Genomic DNA, 22,549 nt, shown 5'->3' with positions numbered 1-22,549 from the left:
ATACTATTCCTGACTCATGTCAGCAACCATCTTACGATACATTCCGTACATACGTTGGCGCGATATATAACCTTTAAGATGATGCTCGCTGTCCAATACAGGCAACCAGTCCGCATGCGTATCGTCAAACGCTTTCATCACCTCTGTCATAGGTAAATCATCATGCAATGTTGCAGCCGGAGGCACCATAAGCTGATGCGCCTTAAAATGATGATACAGCTCTATACGGAAAACAACGTGACGAATCTTTCTCAAATCTATCTCTCCCAATAAGTTTCCGGCAGCATCAAGCACAGGCAGAAAACTATTTCTGCTCCTGCTTATCTTCCTTACGATTCCTCCCAAATACATGTCTGGCTCCACCGGGGTATAGTTACGCTCAATGACACTGTCAAGACTCATCAGTGTAAGGATAGCGTTATCGGTGTGATGCGTTATCAGCCTGCCCTGTTTTGCAAGACGCATACCATATATACTATGGGGCTCAAATATTATAATTGTAAGATAAGAGCACACACTCACTATCATAAGCGGCAGAAACAAATTATAGCCACCGGTAATCTCTGCAATAAGGAATATACCGGTAAGCGGCGCATGCATCACACCGGACATTACACCTGCCATACCCAACAACGCAAAATTCTTTTCAGGAAGAACAACTCCCAATCCATAAATATTCCATATACGCGCGAACAGGAATCCGCAAAAACATCCTATAAACAAACTTGGAGCAAACGTTCCTCCGCATCCTCCTCCCCCGTTTGTGGCAGACGTTGCAACAACCTTCGTCAACAAGACAAGCAAGAGATACAGAATAAGCATATCCCCATTGCCTGCAAATAAAGAGTTCTGTAATATCTTGTTCCAATCCGCCTGTGTCTCGCCGTTTAGCAGAAGATTTATCGAATGATACCCCTCTCCGTACAAAGAAGGGAAAAGAAATATCAGCAAGCTCAACACCGCACCTCCTAAAACAAGCTTTACATACGGCCTGTCCTTAAACCTTGCGAAAATATTCTCGCAGAAAGACATCGTCCGTATAAAATACAGGCTCACCAGTCCGCAAGACACTCCAAGCAGAACACTTGCAGGCACACGCTGTACTATCCAGTCGCTGTCAAGCTGAAAAGTAAACAAAGACGTAGAACCGCTGAATATATAGGTAAAGCATGTAGCCGTGACACATGATATAAGAATGGGAAGCAGCGATGCCATTGTAAGGTCTATCATCAGCACCTCAAGTGTAAATACAAGTCCGGCAATAGGAGCCTTGAATATTCCGGCAATCGCCCCGGCCGCTCCACACCCTACAAGCAACATCAAGGTCTTGTTATCCATTCGGAACAACTTGCCAAGATTCGAGCCTATAGATGAACCGGTAAGCACTATCGGAGCCTCCGCCCCTACCGAGCCTCCAAATCCGATTGTTATGGCCGAAGCTATGACCGAACTCCAACAATTGTGCCCACGCAGCCTGCTCTGCTTGCTGCTTATGGCATAAAGAATACGAGTAATACCGTGACTGATATTGTCCTTGACAATATACCTCACGAACAATGACGTAAGATAGATGCCTATAACCGGATAAACCAGATAAAGCCAGTTTGCCGTCTGTTTGTCAAAGGAACTCGTCAGCAACAGTCCTATCTGATTGATTATAGTGTGAAGCGTGAATGCAGCAACAGCACAGAAGAAGCCTACAAATAAAGCCAGGATTATTATAAACATCCTTTGGCTGATATGCTCCTCTCTCCAGCATAGGAAGTTTTCAAACCATACAAGTCGTTTATTGTTTTCTGCTCTGCCGCCCATATCATTAATGAGAATAAATATCCCCCAACGTTTGTATTATTATTTTCTTATAATCTCCACTTCTCCGCCCATACCAAGCCTTATTATGCTCGATGGAGTGTGAGGCTTATGCTCCTGCCTGCGTGACCAGCATACATAATCCACCTTATCCAGAATCTCCTGCGGAATATCGCAGAAGTTCTGTGCAGCAGGCTGACCGGATATATTCACCGATGTTGAGACCACCGCTTTCTGAAAACGGTAACAAAGCTCTTTGGAAAACTCTTCTTTTGTTATGCGTAACGCCACGCTGCCGTCGGCAGCTATAAGATTCTCTGCAAGATTCACCGCTCCGTCAAGTATTACCGTTGTCGGCTTGTCCGCACACTCGAAAAGCTGCCATGCTACACCGGGCACATTTCTCACATATCTCTGCAGACGTGCTTCGCTGTCAACAAGACATATCAATGCCTTGGAGTCATCACGCTGTTTTATTTCATAGACTCTTTTTACGGCTTCGGGATTCGTTGCGTCACATCCTATTCCCCATACCGTGTCAGTAGGGTAAAGGATCACACCGCCCTTACGCAGGATGTCTACGGCTTTTTTAATATCGTCTTCTCTTTTCATCGAATAATGACTATCTGTTAAAACTCACTTGTAAAATGGAATCTTATATCCTTGAAATCCTCCTGCGCCATGCTCAGTACATAACCACTGTCGGCAAGGAACACATCACGTCCGTCCTTATCCTTTGCCATATACTGATACTTGCGCTTTTTGAAATTCTCAAGCTCAGCCTGATTGTCACTTTCTATCCAGCACGCCTTATAAAGATGTACCGGTTCCCAGCGGCATTTTGCATTGTATTCGTTCTCAAGACGATACTGAATGACTTCAAACTGCAGTTGGCCCACCGTTCCTATTATCTTGCGTCCGTTGAACTGGTTCACAAACAACTGAGCCACACCCTCGTCCATCAACTGGTCTATACCCTTCTGCAGCTGTTTTGACTTCATCGGGTCGGCATTCTCTATGTATTTAAACATTTCCGGAGAGAAACTCGGCAATCCTCGGAAATGAATCTTCTCGCCTTCCGTAAGTGTGTCGCCAATCTTGAATATTCCGTTATCCGGCAATCCGACAATATCTCCTGGATAAGCCTCGTCTATCGTACTCTTACGCTGCGCCATAAACTGTGTCGGAGATGAAAACCTCACGGTTTTATCCAAACGCACATGCAGATATGGCTGATTTCTTACAAACTTTCCGCTGCATACCTTACAGAATGCAATACACGAACGGTGGTTTGGATCTATATTGGCAGTGATTTTAAAGATAAATCCGCTGAATTTCGCCTCTTCCGGCTCAACCGTTCTCTCTTCTGCCTTTGTCGGTTTCGGACTTGGGGCTATCTCCACAAAACAGTCAAGCAACTCTTGTACTCCGAAATTATTAAGTGCCGAACCGAAGAAAACCGGTGCAACCTCCGCCGAACGATAGTCTTCCACCTTGAATCCGGGATAGACACCGTCGACAAGTTCAAGATCCTCACGTAATTTAGATGCGTCGGACTCGCCAACCTTGCCGTCAAGTTCATCACTGTCTATGTCTACCTCTATCTTCTCTGTCACCCTTTGCTTGTCGGGAGTGAAAAGGTTCAGTTTGTTCTCATATATATTATATACGCCCTTAAACTTCTGTCCCTGATTTATGGGCCAGCTGAGCGGCCGAACCTTTATCTCAAGTTCCTGCTCCAATTCATCAAGAAGATCAAAAGGATCACGTCCCTCACGGTCCATCTTGTTGATAAATATAATTACGGGCGTGTTTCTCATACGGCACACGTTCATCAGCTTCCTTGTCTGTGTCTCGACACCTTTTGCACTGTCTACCACAATGATGGCTGAGTCAACGGCAGTAAGGGTTCTGAAAGTATCCTCGGCAAAATCCTGATGACCGGGCGTATCAAGAATATTCACCTTATAACCCTCATAATCAAACTCCATAACAGATGTGGATACAGAGATTCCACGCTGCTTCTCTATTTCCATCCAGTCAGACGTGGCTGTCTTCTTAATCTTATTGCTCTTCACTGCTCCCGCCACCTGTATCTGTCCTCCGAAGAGCAGAAACTTTTCGGTAAGCGTTGTCTTACCGGCATCGGGATGAGAGATAATAGCAAACGTACGTCTTCTTTTTATTTCGTTATTCATAATTATTTTCAGTATAAACCACTATTACACTATTTCAGTCCTTCAATCTTTCCATACAATGGCACAGTGCCTCTTCCCAATACGGTATCGTCAGTCCGTATGTCCGTTTTATCTTTGTCTTGTCAAGCACGCTGTATGCCGGACGGTTTGCCGATGTGGGATATTCCGATGTATGTATAGGTCTCACGTTGCATGAAGTAATGCCGGCTATACGGTGTATGGCCTTTGTAAAATCATACCAGCTTATTGCTCCTTCATTCGAAAAATGATATATTCCGGGAACAATTCCTTTATCTATTGCAGTCATGATGGCAACAGCCAGATCACGGGCATAAGTAGGCGTGCCTATCTGGTCAAACACCACGCCCATTTCATTTCTCTCCTTTCCGAGGCGCAGCATAGTCTTAACAAAATTATTTCCAAATGCACTATAAAGCCATGCAGTCCTTATTATCATACTTCTGCTGCATTTCCTGCTTACCTCAATCTCACCTGCCAATTTTGTACTTCCATACACACTGTCCGGCGACGGAATGTCATTTTCTGTATAAGGCACATGAGCATGTCCGTCAAACACATAGTCTGTAGATATGTGAATAATCCAACCTCCGCATCTTTCCATTGCCTCAGCCAGACCGGCCGGAGCAAAAGTGTTGATGGAAGCGCACAGTTCTTTCTCTGTTTCCGCTTTGTCGACAGCTGTAAATGCGGCACAGTTCACGACACCGTCGATTCTGTTTCCGACAATATAGTCATCAACAGCCTGCTTGTCTGTAATGTCTAAATCTGCGGCATCTGTATTAAAGAATTTATGCCGTGGCCAATCCCTTTCCAACAGTTGGATTTCATTACCCAACTGCCCGTTGCATCCGGTTATAAGAATATTCATCCTTGCCTTTATATTGTAATCAATTTGTTATTATCATTATCTTATTTTGATTGCCTTAACTTATATATCAATGAGAAAAAGCATCGTATCAAAACTCCAGCGGCTCCTGCCTGTCTTTAAGATAGTAATCATTAAGCATTCCGACGAGTGTGGTAATTTCCTTAACGGCATGGGCAGTATCCGGACTTATATCCTTCTGACGCAATCTGAGCATCATCACTCCGTAAAGCGAATTGAAACATGTCTCAATCTCACTTTCATCTTTATTTGCCCCTTTATTCCGTAACTCTACGATAAACGGCAATACCTTATAATATTCGGAACTATAAAAAGGAAACTTCGAACTCTGCAACAGTTGCGTGTGAAGTTCCTCGAGCTGCATCATGACAACCTTGTTAATCTGAAGGTGTCCTTTGTCACGACAACCTTCCCTATTCATCATCATGATAAGATTTCCAAACCAGTCGGCTTCTTCGTCTTTCTGCTCATCTGTATATTCAAAACGTGAGATATACTCACGTGTTATCCGTGATATTGAACATCCGAAAGCCCTGACCGTATCTTCAATCTGCCACATATAAAGCAGATATTCTGCAATATTCGTTTCCCGTAAATGCTGAGCTATGTACATTTGAATTTATTGTAATAATTTAGAAGAATCTGTAGAGATTTGCAAATGTGCCGAAAAGCATTATTATCGAACAGATAACCACAATGGAACCAATAACCTGGTTTATCAGCTTTATGCCTGTTGCATCAAATATGCCACGCACCTTATCTACAAGCCACGTCAGTCCGAACCACCACAGCAACGCCCCACCGACAATACTCATAAATCCCACGCACATCTCAAAAGGATGATTCGGAAGCACAAAAGCAAACTGTGCGAAAAGGGCCATAAACAACAGTATGATAAGCGGATTGGAAACTGTCACGAGAAAAGCCGTCACTCCATTATGAAACAAAGTGCCCTTATTATTACCGGATTTACGCATGTTTTTTGTAGGATCCGTACGATATGTAAACAGTCCAAAAGCCAACAGGAGAATGCTTCCGACAATCTGAAGATAGAAACGATTTTGAGAATTATTTACAAAATCCATCACAAGGCTCATTCCGAGACCGGTTATCGCCGCATATATGATATCGCTCACCGCCGCTCCTATACCCGTAATAAAACCATACCAACGGCCTTTGTTCAGAGTTCGCTGCACACAAAGCACACCAACAGGTCCCATCGGAGCAGACGCTATCAGGCCTATGAGAATCCCCTTGAAGATGAAATTCAATATATCTATATGTAATGGAAACGACATAACGGATGCAAAATTGCTAAATTTATGCGAAATATACAAGTTTTTCTCTTTAAATATTTGTGCGGCCATGGTTTTTTCCTAACTTTGTGCAATGTTACGACAACTGTGAAATTTAACAACTTATTAAAAAATGAACACTCAGACAACCATAAAGCCATACGTAATAGGTTTAGACTTAGGAGGAACCAATTCCGTTTTCGGAATTGTAGACAGCCGTGGCGATATTAAGGCTACGACGGCAATAAAGACACAGGGATATGAAAATGCCGATGATTATGTAAACGCCGCCGTAGAGGCTCTCCAGATTATCATCGACCAGGTTGGCGGAATAGACAATATAAAGGCCATGGGTATCGGTGCACCGAATGCCAATTATTACAAAGGTACAATAGAACATGCCCCCAACATAAAATGGGGCAAAAGCATTGTTCCGTTAGCGGACATGTTCAGCAAACGCCTAAACAATATCCCGGTGGCAATCACCAACGATGCCAATGCCGCTGCCATCGGGGAAATGGCATACGGGGTGGCACGTGGAATGAAAAACTTCATAATGATCACCCTTGGTACAGGTGTCGGTTCAGGAATAGTTGTCAACGGCCAGCTTGTATACGGCTCCGACGGTTTTGCCGGGGAACTCGGTCATGTAACAATGGTACGTGAAAACGGCCGGACATGCGGATGCGGACGCACAGGATGTCTTGAGGCATATTGCTCTGCAACAGGCGTGGCACGCACAGCACGTGAAATCCTGTCGTCAAGCAACGAACCGTCATTACTGCGTGAACTTAATCCGGAAAACATCACATCGCTCGATGTAAGCGTTGCTGTCGGAAAAGGAGACGAACTGGCTTTAAGAATATTCGAGGCAACAGGAAAAATGCTCGGAGAAGCCTGTGCTGATTTCGCAACCTTCCTGAGTCCGGAGGCTTTCATCTTCTTCGGGGGACTTACAAAAGCAGGCGATTTGATAATGGAACCTATAAGGAAAGCATACGAAAGCCATGTCATGAACGTATTCAAAGGCAAGGCCCAATTCCTTGTCAGCGGCCTTGACGGGGCATCTGCCGCAGTATTGGGGGCCAGTGCTATCGGTTGGGATATCAACAGAGAATCCAAATAAAATAAAAGAGGTTGGTGCAGGACGCACCAACCTCATAAATAAATTATTAACAGATAAGGGCATACTCAATTGAGGATGTAAGCTTATCTGCCACAAATATAAAGTATTTATAGCAAAATACAAAAACTTTTTTGTTAATTCTTTATGTTTTCCTTGTTTATCCTTTATATATGAAAGCATTTATAACAAAAAAGTTCAATATTAAGCTAAAAAACACATTCAGGCCACTATAAAAACATGAGGATTGGCGGATATGGGACAATACAGGATCTGTAGAAAATCCGCAGCCCCTGTCAGCAGTGCTTTTTTATATTCAATATTCATGCACACATGCACATTTTATTGCATTCATCCCGCAAAGTATGGATATGCCTTTGGCATGTTCAGGCGGAGAACAACCAAATATCCCGATTCATTATACACGCCTGACACATCGCTTTGCGATGTCCATACAATGTGGAAGATATGAGATGCTCCATTTGTATATGTAATAAAAATTCTTAGTCTTTTTATATTCTGATTTCACCCGTTCCCATTAGTTTTGTAATCATCTATAGCACAGACGGTTACAACAACCAGAATATATACTGAAAATAGAAGGGCTGTTCTCGTGACAAGAACAGCCTATTCTTGCTTGATGAATAGGCTGTTCATTGAGCGTGAATAGGCCATTCATTGAAAGAGAATTTTACATACATCCTAATATATAAACACATTTCAAAGAAAGCGGGAAAATATTTCTGTTATTACATTGTCTATTAAACCATTTATTCCATTCTACGTCATAGAACCGTTGAACCTCCAAAAAAACAAAATATTATAATTCAAAGATGAAAAAGATTATACTACTGTTGATCACAGTCATTGCAACAACACTACCGGCAATAGCACAAAGAGTTATAACGGGAAAGGTCATCGAGAGCGACACAAAAGAGGCATTGGCCATGGCCACCGTCAAACTGTTAAAAACCGATAGCACATTGGTAAAAGGAGTGCTGACATCACAAAACGGCAGCTTCTCGATTAACGTTCCGTCAAACGGAAAGTATATCCTTAAAATTACTAATGTGGGATACAAAAGCCACACCCAAAACATAACGGTCAACAGCAACAAGAACATTTCTCTTGGAACTGTATCTGTATCTCCCGATGCCTTCATGCTTAAAGGAGCCACCATCACGGCAAACGTGGCAAAAGTGACACTCAAGGAAGACACATTCGTATACAATGCAGGAGCATACCGTACACCGGAAGGCTCGGCCGTGGAAGAACTCGTAAAAAGACTGCCGGGAGCACAGGTAGACGACGACGGCAAAATAACCATCAACGGAAAGGAAGTGAAAAAAATACTTATCGACGGTAAGGAGTTTATGACCGGCGACACAAAAACAGCAATGAAAAACCTTCCGACATCAATAATAGAGAAAGTAAAGGCATACGATGAGAAAAGCGATATGGCACGCGTCTCGGGAATAGATGACGGTGATGAACAGACTGTTCTTGATTTCGGAGTGAAAAGGGGTATGAACAAGGGACTGTTTTCCAATATCGACCTGGCTGCCGGAACAAACGACCGATATGCCGCAAAGGCCATGGCGGCACGCTTCAACAGCACACTTAAAATCATGGCCATGGGAAATGCCAACAACATCAACGACATGGGATTCGGAAGCGGAGGAAGGTTTGGCGGAGGAAGAGGCCGCAGCGGACTCAACGCAAGTAAGATGGCTGGTGTGAATGTCAACTATGAGGAAAAAGACAAACTAAAAATAAGCGGAAGCATAAGATGGAATCATAGCGATGGCGATGCCTACAGCAAAAGCTCAGCGGAAAACTTCGTAAGTACAACCGGTTCTTTCTCAAACAACATAAACAAGAATCTTAGCCGCGGCAATTCATGGAACGGCCAGATGAGACTGGAATGGATGCCGGATACTATGACAAACATAATGTTCCGTCCTGAATTCAGCTATGCTAAAAGCGACGGTGTAAGCAACAATCAGTCGGCAACATACAACGATGATCCATATCTCTATGTGACAAATCCGCTTGATGCGGAAGCCATTGCAAAACTGGCAGAAGACTCACTGATGGTAAACCATAGAGTGAACAAATCCATCACATACAGCGACTCTAAAAGATTCGGAGGATCATTACAGATAAACCGTAAACTGAACTCATACGGCAGAAACATTACCCTGCGTGTAAGAGGAAACTATACGGAAAGCAACAGCAAGAGCCTGCAGACAAACAACGTCCATCTCTTCCAGATACAAAACATATTGGGACAGGACTCCACTTACCAGACAAACCGGTATAACCTCGCACCGCAAAGAAACTACAACTATAGTGCAAGGCTAAGCTATAGTGAGCCTATAATGAAAGGGACTTTCCTGCAGTTATCATACGACTTTCAGTACAAGCACTCAAAGAGCGACAGGTCAACATACGATTTCAGTAATCTTGGAGAAAACTTCTTTGAAGGGCTGACACCGTCTTACCGCGACTTCAGCAGTTGGCTGTCACGTCTTGAAAATCCGTTTGACACATACATTGACGACAGTCTCAGCCGCTACTCGGAATACAACACCTATACACACGACATCAACCTCACACTCCGTATAATCCGGAAAGCATACAACCTGAATTTGGGAGTTACCGTAATGCCGCAGCAGACTCATTTCATACAACGCTACCAGGGAAACAATGCCGACACCACACGAAACGTTGTCGACATCACCCCTAATGCAGACTTCAGATGGAAAATATCGAAGGTAAGCCAGCTCAGGGTATATTACCGCGGCCACTCAAGCCAGCCAAGCATGACAGACCTGCTTGACATCACAGACAACAGCGACCCTCTGAACATCACCAAAGGAAACCCCGGACTGAAACCTGCGTTCACCAATTCTTTCAACATGTTCTACAACAACTATATACAAAAACGTCAGCAGTCCATCATGTTCAATATGGGATTCAATACCACAAGAAATTCAATATCAAACAAAGTGACATACGATGAGACGACAGGTGGAAGGACAACACAGCCGGAAAACATAAACGGCAATTGGGATGCACGCGGAGCTTTCATGTACAACACCTCCATAGACACCACAGGGTTGTTCTACATAAACACGTTCTCAGAAATGAGTTACAGGAACAATGTAGGATATCTCAGCCTCGACAGAAATTCCGACTCGCAGAAAAACGTGACAAAAGACATGAGTCTGTCTGAACGTATCGCAGCCGGAATACGCAATTCATGGCTTGAATTCGAACTGACAGGATACCTGCGTTATAATCATGCCACAAACAAACTGGTAAGCAGGTCTAACCTCGACACATGGCAATTCTCATACGGATGCAACACAAATATTGCTCTTCCGTGGGGGACAACCATTGCAACAGACCTCAACATGAGCAGCAGAAGAGGATACAACGATGCTTCACTGAACACCAATGAACTTATCTGGAACGCACAGATAAGCCAGAGTCTCATGAGGAAGAACCTCACAGTGAGCCTTCAATTCTACGATATCCTCAAACAACAGAGCAACTTCAGCCGTACAATAAGCGCAATGAATCGTTACGATGTTGAATACAACGCAATCACAAGTTTTGCCATGCTGCACGTCATTTACAAAATAAACCTGTTCGGCTCAAAGGACGCACGACGCGAAATGCGTGAAGGGCCGGGCGGTTTCGGCGGTCCTGGTGACGGACCGCGTAACAGAACCAGAAGTGGAAACAGAGGCGGAGGCTTCAGACCACCGATGTTCTAAATGCAGCAATCATCCGGAAGGAGGACATGTTTATCTTATATTCTCAGGTAGACCGACTGGAATAAATGGCCATGGGGCGCACCGCAACAATTGCGATGCGCCCCATGGCCATTTATTCGTAATATGTCCTTATCACCGTTTCCCTGCCTCGACAATTTCCTTTGCCTTTGAAAGTGCCGTATTGATATGGCTGCATATATTTTCCCTGCCTATCATATCCTCGAAACCGGCCTTCTCAAGAGTATTGTGAACCTTTGGATTAACTCCGGACAAAACAATGTGTATTCCTTCCTTTTTACTCATCATACAAAGGTTTGTAAGGTTATGAATACCTGTGGAATCAACAAAAGGCACCTTACGCATACGGATAATACGCACTTTGGGACGGTCACCAAAGGCAGCCATCATTTCTTCAAACTTATTTCCTGCCCCGAAGAAATACGGGCCGTTTATTTCATAGACCTCAACACCCTCCGGAATTGTCAGATGCTCAAGATTACCGACCTTTATGTCTGTCTCCTCATTAGGGTCGATCTCGTCAAGCACCACCTTCACATCCGTTGTCTCAGACATACGCTTCATGAAAAGCAGACATGCGATAATAAGGCCAACCTCAATGGCCACGGTAAGGTCAAACACTATCGTCAGGAAAAATGTAATAAGCAATACCGTAACATCACTCTTTGGATTTCTCATAAGAGCCTTGAACGAACGCCATCCGCACATTCCGTATGACACCACCACAAGCACACCGGCAAGACAGGCCATAGGGATATATTGTGCCAAAGGCATCAGAAAAAGAAATATAAGCAACAGGACACCTGCATGCACAATACCGGCGACAGGGCTCTTTCCTCCGTTATTTATATTCGTCATCGTACGTGCTATGGCACCCGTCGCGGGAATACCTCCGAAAAGCGGAGTGGCAAGATTGGCCAGTCCCTGTGCTATAAGCTCGGTGTTGGAATCATGGTGGTCACCGATGACACCATCGGCAACAGTAGCGGAAAGAAGAGACTCGATGGCACCAAGAACGGCAATGGTGATAGCCGGAGAAACAAGGCTCTTTATCGTATCCCATGTCATTTGGGGAAGCTGCGCCTCAGGTAATTCATTGCTTATTGCAAAACGGTCGCCGATTGTCTCTACAGTAAATACACCTGCAAAGTTTTTCAGCAATAAGCCTGCAACTGTCATAAAGATTATAGCTATGAGCGAACCGGGTATCTTCTTACTGAAACGCGGGGTGACGGCTATTATAACAACACTCACCACTCCTATAAGTGAGCTCCACGGGTCGATCGTATCGAAATGACGGAAATAAACTCCCCACTTTTCAATAAAATCCGAAGGCACATCGGCTATCGTCAAGCCGAAAAGGTCTTTTATCTGCGTAGTGAAAATCGTAACGGCTATTCCACTCGTGAACCCTACTATTATGGGATAAGGAATATACTTGATTATCGTTCCGAGACGCAACACGCCAAAAAGCACGAGAAAACCACCGGCCATAAGGGTCGCTATTGTCAGACCTTCTATGCCATACTGCTGTATTATACCGTAAATGATAATAATGAACGCACCGGTAGGACCGCCTATCTGAACCTTGCTCCCGCCAAATACCGAAACAACAAGTCCTGCAACAATAGCCGTTATGATTCCCTTCTCCGGTGTAACGCCTGAAGCAATACCAAAGGCAATGGCCAATGGAAGAGCTACAATACCGACAATGATACCGGCCATCATGTCGGCCATAAATGTTTTACGGTTATAATCCCTTAAAGTATCAACCAACTTAGGCCTGAATACAAAAGTTTTCATTACTAAAAAATCTATTTTTATACCTATTAATAATTATATGTCCTGAACTAAATACAATGATGTCAAATCTTTTTAAGGGCTGCAAAGTTAGTCAATATTTATCAATCGACAAAATCCATGTTAATAAATCTTATATTTCAAACAGTGTTTTCAACCAACACACCGCTTCGGAATAATAATAAAACATCATCCCCCTGCTTAGACGCATCTTTGTATCCAAAACAGGGGGACGTTTTTTAGAATGGAAAGACTATCTGACTATATGCTTCTCGGCCCCTCCACCTTTCTTTATTATATAAAGGCCTTTCTCCAACCGGGGACTGCTGGTGCCACGCCATACAAGACGACCGGAAACGGTGTATACCTCGGCCATGCCGCTGTCCGTGCACGAAGATACCACCGTGCCGTCTATACCGTCCGGCCCACCGCTGAGAAGAGCTGTCTCTATCACAGAACCGAAGTCACGCCAATAGGGAGCGGCAAGATAAGCAGGACCTGCCCCCATAGGAACATAAAGACGACGGGCGGAGGCTGGCATGTCACCTGAACCGGATACCGCAGGCCCCGTCACACCGGGAGTGGAAGGAGGTACACGCCTGTTCACATAAACATCGCGGACACCGACGGCATCTGCAGGAAGACGGAGCGCACCGTCACCGACAGTCTCGACTGTGGAAGGAAGCATCACTGATACGGTAGACACACAGCCACCGAAACAGCCATCACCGATACTTACACAGCCCTCGGGAACGACAATGTCACCGCGCAGGAAAACACAGTCCTCAAAGGCACAGGAGCCGATGCTACGCACAAGAGGATTGAAAGACACGCTCTCAAGAAGAGTGTTGCGGAAACTGCGGTCACCGATTTCACGGAGCATAACGGGAAGGGTGCAGTAAAGAAGGTTGGAGTTCTCAAAAGATCCGGATACGAGGCTCTCCAACGTGCAGGCGGTAAGGTTCAGACCGCTGAGACGGGTATGACCCGTGACTGAAAGGTCGCGGAGCCAGGCAAGGTCGGAAGAGGTCGTGAGACCTGAGAGTATCAGAGAGTCTGTCTCACCGGCCAAGTCTCCAAGAAGACTTTCCAACGGCAAACCGGAAGTCAAAGAGACACTCCTCGTCACGAACACTCCGGCATCCTCGACTATCGAGGCAAACGTGCCCCACTCAGGATGGGAGGAATACACATGGCCTGTACCGGGGGTGACACGAAGAACCGCTTCCGGATGGACAAATGAAAACACATCATCGTTAAGTACCCGCAACGGGTCCTTACCCCGCAAGGTAACGCTCTTGAGGTTAACGCAGCCCGCGAAAGCTCCATTGCCAAGCCTCAACACGGTACGTGGTATGTCTACAGCACGGATATCACCCGCGGTGAAGGCATGCTCACCTATCTCGCGAAGCCCCGAGGGAAGCCTCATGTAGTGAATCTTAGGATAACCGGGCTCTGCTGACGCAACAGACTGGAGACCGGGAAAGTTCACCTTTGAATTGGCAAAAGCGTATGCGGGAATGCAATCGTCCTCGGCACGTATGCCGGAGAGGTCTATGCCACGTAGACGCCAGCGCTCGCTGCAGTCGCGCATAAACATCATGTCCGCTGCCGTAAGACGATATTCGGGATCGGACACAACAAGGGAGTCCATTTCATAACAGTCCGAGCCGACAGCCTCGGAAAGGGTAAGCCCGGAAGAAGACAAGCCCGTGACGGTCTTGATGACCTTCTCCGCCCCAAAGCTCAGCAAAGGGGCGAGAAGAATGGATGAAATAATAAATAAACGTTTCATAGGCGGATTTCTTATATATTAAAATTATGTGTTGATTATAAACAGTTACAGGGGCGTTACCTGACAACGCGCTTCTCTGCCTTTCCGCCTGTCTTCATTATATAAAGGCCTTTGGAGAGCTGAGGCTCGCCCGTGCCACGCCATACCAGACGCCCCGAAACGGTATATACCTCGGTAATGTCGCTGTCTGCGTCAGAAGATACAACCGTGCCGTCTATTCCGTTCGGACCACCGGTAAGCTCCGGGGTCTCGATTATCTCACTCAAGACTTCCCAATTTTTATTATTCTCATAGTTCTTCTTTGCACCGACGGGAACGAAAAGACGAACGTTATGACAAGCATTATCCCACCATATATTGAATGCCCCACCCATACCCAAAATATCCTCCTGAGTATAACCATCCAAGTATATATATTCAGGTGGAGTCATTCTGTTCATATATACATCCAACACCTTGTCTGGAAATCTCCCGGCACTTGGCATATAGAACGACCATTCTCCCAACTTCGACAGGGTTGACGGAAGATATATTGATTTCAAATTATAACAATTATAGAATGCCGTAAAACCGACAATCTTTACGCCTTCAGGGATGATCAAATCCATGTTCAGATTTCTACATTCATTAAAGGCTGCAATACCTATTTCCTCTATTGTATTGGGAATGGAGCACCATCTGATATATGTGTTACCCAAAAAACTATCATTGATTTTTTTCAACTTTTTGGGCAGATTCAGATAATTTATTCTGTTTTTGTAACCAAAGAAATCTACATCATCTGAGATTTTTTCAATGTCACAGTCATAGAGATTCAAACCGTAAAGCCGCCCGTTGCTAAAAACAGGCAAACACATCATATAAAGCAAATCTGACGCAGTAGGAACACCTGTGACAATCAGAGAATCGACATTTGCAGAATCCTTGCCAAGAATTTCCTTCGCTGTGAGACTGCCGTCAAAGTGAACGGAAAGCGTCCTGAAGATATCATCATCTGCATATATGGATTTAAACACTTTCCATGTATCGGAAGAACGGTAATGCTCAGCAGATTCCGTATCAACAGTCAGGACGGCATCGGGAGCTATTCCTGAAAAGGCATCGGGAGCCACACCTTTCATGGGAGTATTCCCGCGCAAGATGACAGAACGCAGATTCGGGCACTCACCAAAGGCACGGGAACCAATAGACTCAACAGTACGGGGAATGTCTACAGTTATCAAATTTGTTCCAAGAAAAGCCGACTCGCCTATACCTCTCAGACCGGCCGGTAAAGTTATATATTTTAGTTTACTTTCCCGTCTGACACCGTCTGAGGATACTGACGGAGAGAATGCAGAAGAGGGAATGTTTTCCATCTTAATTCTACGAAAGTCTATTCCGCTGAGACGGCCCTCCTCACAACATTTACGGATAAAGGGAAAATCACTTTCATTTATCATTCCCCGACTGCAAGTTAAAACAACAAGAGAGTCTATTTCCGCCCATTCATTGCCAAGAGCCTTCTCTAAATTATAGCCATCCCAAGAATACAATTCAGAAATGACTTTTATATTCTGCCCCACGGAAAACACAGAGGTGAGCAATGCCAACGAGGTAATTATTGTCTTTTTCATAAGTCACAGTTTTTAAAATTTAAAAATATCGTTATAACAGCGCATCCCTATACTTGCAAAGGGATTTGAAGAGAGAGATGTTTCCTGACCGATAAGGGTCTATGCCCCCACCGCCAGGAAACTGAATAGTTGATTATTTTACAAATTTATACGAGCCGGCAAGCTTGCCGTTCTCTATCAGAGACACCTGATATACACCGGGACGCATCCCCGTGGCAGGGATGACGTAGCTTTCAGCGCCACAGTCAAGAGTGTATTCAGATACGGGAGTGTTGCCTGAGGAATAGGCAAGACGCAAGGATGACCGGGACGCTACCGGACGGTCAAAGGTCACAACCACCTCGTCGCGATTGTTATTGGCATCAACGCTCCGGATTGCGGACATGCCGGAAACGCTTACCTCTGAGAAACTTATAGCTCCATCGCTCATAGCCTCCACCTTCACGGTGTAGTTCTCCGCTGACATACCGGAAGGAACTGTAAGAGAAGCGCCAGTGCCTATAAGCCGGCCTTCGGAATCGTACCACTCGTACGTGGCGTCCTCGCTGACATTGCCGGCTGTAAGAACGACAGTGCCGCCCTGATTGACTATGTCCACTTCGGGATTTATTGCCGGACGGGGTTCCTGAACTACGCGGAAGGTCTCACCACCGAGACATTGGCCCGTCTCGCTGTCATACATGGCGAGGTCTATGTCATAGCTCTTACGCTCCGTGATGGTCTTGTCGGCAAGGAAGTTGCAGTTCAAAGAAATTTTCTCCACCTGATAGGGATTCAACTCTATACGGTCTATACGGCTGCTGTCGCTGAGAATATAAAGCTTCTCGCTGATATTGCGGTCGGGCTGTACGGCCTGAGAAACTGAACCACCCTGTCTCCATGCCAGGGCAAGATTCTTTGACATGTTCACGGAAACTTTTGCCTCGGAGAACACGGCATTCATTTTCGGGTCTCTTGACACAACGCGGATGTTATATTTCTTAGGAGTACTTCTTATGTTTGGCACGGTAACACGCATAGTATCAGCTTCCTTATAATATGCTTCCAATTCTGAATGAATAACATTGCTCTGAGCAAGCTTGTTGGTATTCCATACGGCTGCAATATTATTGGAATCAACGGGGATTGTTCCAAAATCTTCTGAAAAATCCAAGTAAGCCAATATACACAAATTAGCACCTGGTTTCTGCATTTCTGTAAGATTCTTATTAGCTAAAGTTAATTCTGCCATAATTATAGAATTATTTCCTGCTTGTATTTCCTGTGATATATCAACAGGACCAAAAGTTCCACCAAACAACCCAAGCTTTAAACTTTGTGCAACTCCCAACCATTGATCTTCAGGTATTGCCATAGAACTTTTTGCCCAACAGGTATATACACTCATACCATTACCATTATAAGACTTAACACCTCTATTACGAACCTTTACATAAACAAATATAGGCTTTCTTCTTTCTATTATCGGACGTTCCGTCTCCTGATTTTCCACTCCATCCTCCTGGTTCCTTATCCATATATAAGGACTTTTCCAAAAATTGAATTGACGTAAATCCATATCTTCCTCGTCAATCTGCTCTGCATAATATTTTGGCCATTTTACAGGCAAAAATGGCGATGGAGTAACATACGTCTTTGTATTCATCTCAGACACCATATCGTTGTCTTTTCCGTAATAGTCGAAACAGAGGTCTACTGTGGGAGGGATGGAATCAAGCGACAGGTCGTTGGCCACGGAATGGGTAAAGCTGTTCTGCATCGGGGTCTCATGCGCAAAGACATAGTTGCTGTTGGCATAATGGTCATTGAAGGAGGCGTAGTTCCAGGCCTTCACTATAGGAAGACCCTTACGGCAATTCCAACCGGTGATGTCGTTGCCGTAGGCATCACTGCCGTTAAGGGCACAAGTCCAATGATACATAAACTCGTTGAAAGGAAGCTCGGGACATTCATAAGAAAGCTCGTCAGCCTTGCAGGCAGCGGCGATTATGCGGTTCGGACGCTTAAGCACACCGACAAAACCACCGGAGTTGCACTGGCCCAACACCACCGTGATAAAGCCCGCATCCACACGGTCAAGACAGGCGTCAAGCTCTGTGTCGTAAAGCTTCTCATTGTTCCACATGTAAAGGTATGAACGCCCCGTATTCCTGTCATATCCACCGTGAGAGGTGACAAAGACGAGAAGATGGTCGCTGTCGGTAAGCCGGCCCGACAATGAGGATATAACACCGGAAAGGTTTGCCTTGGTGGCCGAGTATTCAGTATCGGGAACACCGTCACCGTCCAAGTCGAGGGGAGACGAGCCTGTGCCTCCGCTGTAAAGGGTCATGTCGTCAGCAGGGTCGGTACCGTCGGAAATCAGGACGCTGATGTTTTCCTTCGGCACATGATAGGTGTTCCTGAGGGTCTGATATATAAAAGAACAGTCGTTCCAATATCTCTCGGAATTAGCGTTCCTGTTCATTCCGCCGCTGAGTATCACGGCGTATGTATGGCCGGACGATGCATTCATATCAGTGTAAGGCTGCAACTTACCAACAACAGGCTTTCTATCCGTTCTAAACCGTGGCATCACCTTGACACGCCTTAAATCCACATCGCCTGGAGGACGGACAGAATCTAAAATAAAAACGGATTTTTCTATTCTGCCAGACTCTATACTTTTTTTTATATAGAAATACTTACACGGATGTTCCCAGCCTGCATACGGACACTCATCAACAAAAACAAGCCAACATGCATCACCACTACCAACATCCTTTATTGGCATTGTCGCGTCTCCAATATAATATTCACATTTCCTACGATCGGTTTTTTCCATTGCAAAGGAGACTGCCATTGAGTCCGTCACAGTTATTTCCTTTACATCTATAACCGGACCACCGCCACCTATGACTGATTGTGCATTAACATTCACACCTGTCAGAAACATTATAAAATATATTATCTTTCTCATAAGAAAATCTGTTTAGTTTTCGGTTAAGGTCGTATTACGGGCATAAACCACGCTGGCGTGGGCTATCTGTATACATTTATAAAGAAGAGAGGAATCATCAATGTCTATGTTGGAGTTCTTTATCATAAGGACAACCTCACCGGTATATTCTTCAAGATCTACATTGGCATAAAATACAGTATAAAGATATTCCGCGGCAAAGTCAAGGTAGCCGGCATCCTCGGGGGTCTCTGCCTTAAGCCGGCCCAGATAGGCATCGAAAGAAAGATTGTCATCAGCTATATTACGTACATTTTCTATTCTCTCGGCAATGGCTTTCTTTTCCGCAGTGCCAAGACCGCCCTCTTCCGCATATCCGGAAGAAAAATGACGCATAAGAAGGTCGGCACGCCCTATAAGGGAATATGACGTCATGAGGTGGCTGCTGCTGTTTATTTCATACATGCAGGCCTCAACCGCATTGTGATAATAGCCCACGCTGTCGGCAAAAGAAAAGCTGCCGTTACCCAAAACAAGATTGTTGCGGACGGCATCGCCCACCAATGCCTTTAAATTCTTCCAGGCATAAATCTCGGCGGCCTTTATCAAAGACTGCACCGCCGCACCAACAATAACACCGGGAACACCGCCGCCGGCACCGCGCAGACCGCCCTTTACATCGGCCAAGGCTATCTTTATCTTGTCCTTTGTGGTGAAAGTAACCGGTTTCAGGCTCTTGAAAGGAGCGTCACTGTACGCGAGGCCGATGTCGCGGTCGTAGAGGCGGAGCTGATCCGTGAGCTCATCAACGGTCATAGCACGGGAAACGCCAAGGACTGACGGAGGGGATTCAAAACTGTCGGAAACTTCATCGTCAGAACAGGATGACAAGGCATAAAAGGCTGCAAGTATGCCAAGAAAAAGAAACAGTTTCCTCATAATCAAGTTAATTTTAATTGTTAATAATTTATTATACGGTCATTTGTTCCAAAATACCAAAAAGCAACATCATCAGCCTATAACAGCATAACAAGTCATAAAACCATCCTTTGCGCTAACATATTGTCACGTTTATCAATTGCAAATATACACAAAAAGCTTTTAAGTCAAAGAAAATTTCCGAAAAAGTCTCAAAATTTATCCGTATAGAGTCATTCGATATGACCATAAAGGTAATTACCGTCATAACACAGCTCCAGAGTATATCCTCTGTTCTCAAAACTTCCGGGCAAAGAAACTGAGCTGCCATCGGGAACCGCATCTACTGTTACTGAATAAACGGCATTGCCGGAGCGGTCCTTTATCACAACCTCCACATTATTTATAATACTGTCGGAAGACACGGTCAAAATACTGTCGTTGAAAGAGACGACGGGTATTTCAACATGTCTGTCACGTGACAATTCGTTTTCATCATTATCAAGAACGACTATTCCTGCAATGACAAACGGGCACGGAAATATCAGTAAAAATACAAAAACAATAAATAATCTACTATTCATAATAAACCCTTACTTTTATTTCTCGCAAATATACAAAAAGTAAGAGCAAACACACCAAATATATGTTCACAATTAATTCACAACTTTATGAACACGTCATACAATGTGTTCACAATTAATTCACAACATAACGTAAGTCGCTCATAATGAACGGATAAACTTATCCGTATCACCGGCTTTCCCGTCAATTCCGAAAAACTTTTTATACAGGCGGGTTCTAACATTCGTAACAGAGGACACTGACATATTTGTCAACATTCCGATATATTTCACAGAAACATTGATCTTAATAAGCATACATATACGGTATTCCACCTGACTTATATCATACTTCAAGAATATCTTTCGCTTAAAGCCAACGTATGTACGGTTTATAACATCATCAAGGGCCTGCCAGTCATTTTCCGTCATCCTTACCTCTGACGTATTGCCACAATGAATCAAAGAATGAAGTTTTTGGTATATGGAAGACTCGAACAGATAATCCTCATCGACAACATGACGAGTCTTCTTTTTCATTATGCCTGAAACAGCATTTTCATTACAAGTCACATCTTCCGAAAACTTTCTCTTCCTCAAATAAATCACAGTAATACATAACACAGCTAATAAAAAAACAGCAGAGATCAGAATAGCACAACTATCATTACGCCCCTTTACAAATAACTTCTTAAAGGCCATATCCTTTCCTGCAATATTCTCCGTAGATTCAATTTCTCTTATTTCACGCCTTAGACTATCTGAGCACATTAAATGATAATCAGCCTTACTTTTGTCTCCCATATATGTATAATATCTATAAAGACCTTCATGAGCCACATGCTTACCAAAGATACTACCTTTATCTTGCAATTCTTCATAACATGCAAAAGCATCTTCAATACGCCCCGTACGGCTATAAAGTTTGGCATAAAGTTCTAACAATGCATTATGGTCAAGACTGTCACCTACACTCTTTACGAAATCAAAATATCTTTCAGCCTCATCATATCTTCCCAAATTTATACACATCGATCCCTGCTTCAATCTTATACATGACAACAACATTGTGTCTTTATTAATTTCAGCAAGCCGCGTTCCCATTGAAAAATAATGATAAGCACTATCATACTTATCTGCATTATAATAGCATATTGCAATATCACGTAAATCAAACATCAAGTCTTGAACATTACCACGCACGACATCGCATCTATATGCACACTGATATGCCTCTACCCCAGCCATAGGCAATTTGCATCTCTGTAGAATCCGCCCCATCTGCGAGCATACGAGAGAGACAAGGTCTATATCCCTGTCCATTTCCGCTGTCCCCAGACACAAGTTGTAATAATCAAAAGCCTCGGAAAACTTATTCATGTCAAAAGAAACACGCCCGGCATAACAGTATGCAAGAGGAAGAAGACGAGGATCACCACCATTCTCATAGTATTTCACTATCTCAAGAATCTCATGGTCTGATTTTTGCTTGACATAAAGCTTGTCGGAAACTTTTATCTTCAAAAGACGGAAATACATGCTGTCTGCTACAGAAAAGGAAGACTGACGTTCCTCCAAACCACGCAATACCATAATGGCACTGTCAGGACGGACCATGGAAAGGCTGTCAACAGTCAACAGGGACGCAGGATACTCATGACCTCCGCAAGCAGACAATATTATTATGACAAATATGCAGACAAGTGATTTAAATGAAGCACACATACACTATTTTTCCGTCACAGACAAAAAGACAATCAACATTATGCCATGACTTTTATACT

Annotated in this window: 15 protein-coding genes; 2 read left to right on the top strand and 13 right to left on the bottom strand. The window is 44.3% G+C overall.

The window, feature by feature from the left end; translation table 11 throughout:
- Positions 1 to 3: 3 nt before the first annotated feature.
- The 6 genes from HPS56_RS09680 to HPS56_RS09655 form a co-directional block, all read right to left on the bottom strand.
- A complete protein-coding gene (locus HPS56_RS09680) occupies positions 4 to 1,812 on the bottom strand; it encodes a chloride channel protein (protein WP_172275960.1) in 1,809 nt (602 codons plus the stop codon).
- Between the two features lie 39 nt (positions 1,813 to 1,851).
- Complete coding sequence (locus HPS56_RS09675) at positions 1,852 to 2,421, bottom strand: L-threonylcarbamoyladenylate synthase (RefSeq protein ID WP_172275958.1); 570 nt, start codon at positions 2,419 to 2,421, stop codon at positions 1,852 to 1,854.
- Positions 2,422 to 2,438: 17 nt separating this feature from the next.
- A complete protein-coding gene (locus HPS56_RS09670; protein WP_172275956.1) occupies positions 2,439 to 4,007 on the bottom strand; it encodes a peptide chain release factor 3 in 1,569 nt (522 codons plus the stop codon).
- A 34-nt stretch (positions 4,008 to 4,041) separates the two neighbouring features.
- The gene (rfbD, locus tag HPS56_RS09665) at positions 4,042 to 4,896 is read right to left on the bottom strand and encodes a dTDP-4-dehydrorhamnose reductase (protein ID WP_172275954.1); all 855 of its coding nucleotides are present in this window, start codon (positions 4,894 to 4,896) and stop codon (positions 4,042 to 4,044) included.
- 88 nt (positions 4,897 to 4,984) lie between these two features.
- Positions 4,985 to 5,527 carry a DUF4924 family protein gene (locus tag HPS56_RS09660; RefSeq protein ID WP_172275952.1) on the bottom strand — a complete coding sequence of 181 codons (543 nt, stop codon included), beginning with the start codon at positions 5,525 to 5,527 and terminating at the stop codon, positions 4,985 to 4,987.
- Between the two features lie 19 nt (positions 5,528 to 5,546).
- Positions 5,547 to 6,212, bottom strand: coding sequence for a LysE family translocator (locus HPS56_RS09655; protein WP_172275950.1), 666 nt, complete (start codon positions 6,210 to 6,212; stop codon positions 5,547 to 5,549).
- A gap of 130 nt (positions 6,213 to 6,342) precedes the next feature.
- Between HPS56_RS09655 and HPS56_RS09650 the strand changes: the two genes are divergently transcribed.
- Together HPS56_RS09650 and HPS56_RS09645 are read left to right on the top strand one after the other, a co-directional pair.
- Complete coding sequence (locus HPS56_RS09650) at positions 6,343 to 7,335, top strand: ROK family protein (RefSeq protein ID WP_172275948.1); 993 nt, start codon at positions 6,343 to 6,345, stop codon at positions 7,333 to 7,335.
- A gap of 830 nt (positions 7,336 to 8,165) precedes the next feature.
- Complete coding sequence (locus tag HPS56_RS09645; RefSeq protein ID WP_172275946.1) at positions 8,166 to 11,117, top strand: TonB-dependent receptor; 2,952 nt, start codon at positions 8,166 to 8,168, stop codon at positions 11,115 to 11,117.
- Positions 11,118 to 11,249: 132 nt separating this feature from the next.
- Here HPS56_RS09645 and HPS56_RS09640 read toward each other — a convergent pair whose 3' ends face one another.
- The 7 genes from HPS56_RS09640 to HPS56_RS09610 form a co-directional block, all read right to left on the bottom strand.
- Entirely contained in the window at positions 11,250 to 12,938 is a 1,689-nt protein-coding gene (locus HPS56_RS09640) for a SulP family inorganic anion transporter (protein ID WP_172275944.1), read from the bottom strand.
- A 250-nt stretch (positions 12,939 to 13,188) separates the two neighbouring features.
- On the bottom strand, positions 13,189 to 14,730 hold the full coding sequence (locus HPS56_RS09635; protein ID WP_172275942.1) for a leucine-rich repeat domain-containing protein: 1,542 nt from the start codon (positions 14,728 to 14,730) through the stop codon (positions 13,189 to 13,191).
- A 56-nt stretch (positions 14,731 to 14,786) separates the two neighbouring features.
- Positions 14,787 to 16,346, bottom strand: a complete 1,560-nt coding sequence (locus HPS56_RS09630; RefSeq protein WP_172275940.1) for a leucine-rich repeat domain-containing protein — start codon at positions 16,344 to 16,346, stop codon at positions 14,787 to 14,789.
- Between the two features lie 133 nt (positions 16,347 to 16,479).
- Positions 16,480 to 19,305 (bottom strand): C13 family peptidase, encoded by a 2,826-nt coding sequence (locus tag HPS56_RS09625; protein ID WP_172275938.1) that lies wholly within the window; start codon positions 19,303 to 19,305, stop codon positions 16,480 to 16,482.
- 12 nt (positions 19,306 to 19,317) lie between these two features.
- A complete protein-coding gene (locus tag HPS56_RS09620; RefSeq protein ID WP_172275936.1) occupies positions 19,318 to 20,223 on the bottom strand; it encodes a hypothetical protein in 906 nt (301 codons plus the stop codon).
- 212 nt (positions 20,224 to 20,435) lie between these two features.
- Complete coding sequence (locus tag HPS56_RS09615) at positions 20,436 to 20,786, bottom strand: DUF3244 domain-containing protein (protein ID WP_172275934.1); 351 nt, start codon at positions 20,784 to 20,786, stop codon at positions 20,436 to 20,438.
- 141 nt (positions 20,787 to 20,927) lie between these two features.
- Positions 20,928 to 22,490, bottom strand: a complete 1,563-nt coding sequence (locus tag HPS56_RS09610; protein WP_172275932.1) for a tetratricopeptide repeat protein — start codon at positions 22,488 to 22,490, stop codon at positions 20,928 to 20,930.
- Between the last annotated feature and the right edge of the window lie 59 nt (positions 22,491 to 22,549).

The organism is Xylanibacter muris (assembly GCF_013166605.1).
GTDB lineage: Bacteria > Bacteroidota > Bacteroidia > Bacteroidales > Bacteroidaceae > Prevotella > Prevotella muris.
This window is presented reverse-complemented; position numbering and strand designations above follow the sequence as displayed.

Excerpts from the sequence above, each read along its gene's own strand:
- HPS56_RS09655 (WP_172275950.1), bottom strand. The coding sequence starts at position 6,212 with ATGTCGTTTCCATTACATATAGATATATTGAATTTCATCTTCAAGGGG.
- HPS56_RS09635 (WP_172275942.1), bottom strand. The coding sequence starts at position 14,730 with ATGAAACGTTTATTTATTATTTCATCCATTCTTCTCGCCCCTTTGCTG.
- HPS56_RS09680 (WP_172275960.1), bottom strand. The coding sequence starts at position 1,812 with ATGGGCGGCAGAGCAGAAAACAATAAACGACTTGTATGGTTTGAAAAC.
- HPS56_RS09615 (WP_172275934.1), bottom strand. The coding sequence starts at position 20,786 with ATGAATAGTAGATTATTTATTGTTTTTGTATTTTTACTGATATTTCCG.
- HPS56_RS09660 (WP_172275952.1), bottom strand. The coding sequence starts at position 5,527 with ATGTACATAGCTCAGCATTTACGGGAAACGAATATTGCAGAATATCTG.
- HPS56_RS09645 (WP_172275946.1), top strand. The coding sequence starts at position 8,166 with ATGAAAAAGATTATACTACTGTTGATCACAGTCATTGCAACAACACTA.
- HPS56_RS09630 (WP_172275940.1), bottom strand. The coding sequence starts at position 16,346 with ATGAAAAAGACAATAATTACCTCGTTGGCATTGCTCACCTCTGTGTTT.
- HPS56_RS09620 (WP_172275936.1), bottom strand. The coding sequence starts at position 20,223 with ATGAGGAAACTGTTTCTTTTTCTTGGCATACTTGCAGCCTTTTATGCC.
- HPS56_RS09670 (WP_172275956.1), bottom strand. The coding sequence starts at position 4,007 with ATGAATAACGAAATAAAAAGAAGACGTACGTTTGCTATTATCTCTCAT.
- HPS56_RS09610 (WP_172275932.1), bottom strand. The coding sequence starts at position 22,490 with ATGTGTGCTTCATTTAAATCACTTGTCTGCATATTTGTCATAATAATA.
- HPS56_RS09625 (WP_172275938.1), bottom strand. The coding sequence starts at position 19,305 with ATGAGAAAGATAATATATTTTATAATGTTTCTGACAGGTGTGAATGTT.
- HPS56_RS09640 (WP_172275944.1), bottom strand. The coding sequence starts at position 12,938 with ATGAAAACTTTTGTATTCAGGCCTAAGTTGGTTGATACTTTAAGGGAT.
- HPS56_RS09650 (WP_172275948.1), top strand. The coding sequence starts at position 6,343 with ATGAACACTCAGACAACCATAAAGCCATACGTAATAGGTTTAGACTTA.
- HPS56_RS09675 (WP_172275958.1), bottom strand. The coding sequence starts at position 2,421 with ATGAAAAGAGAAGACGATATTAAAAAAGCCGTAGACATCCTGCGTAAG.
- rfbD (WP_172275954.1), bottom strand. The coding sequence starts at position 4,896 with ATGAATATTCTTATAACCGGATGCAACGGGCAGTTGGGTAATGAAATC.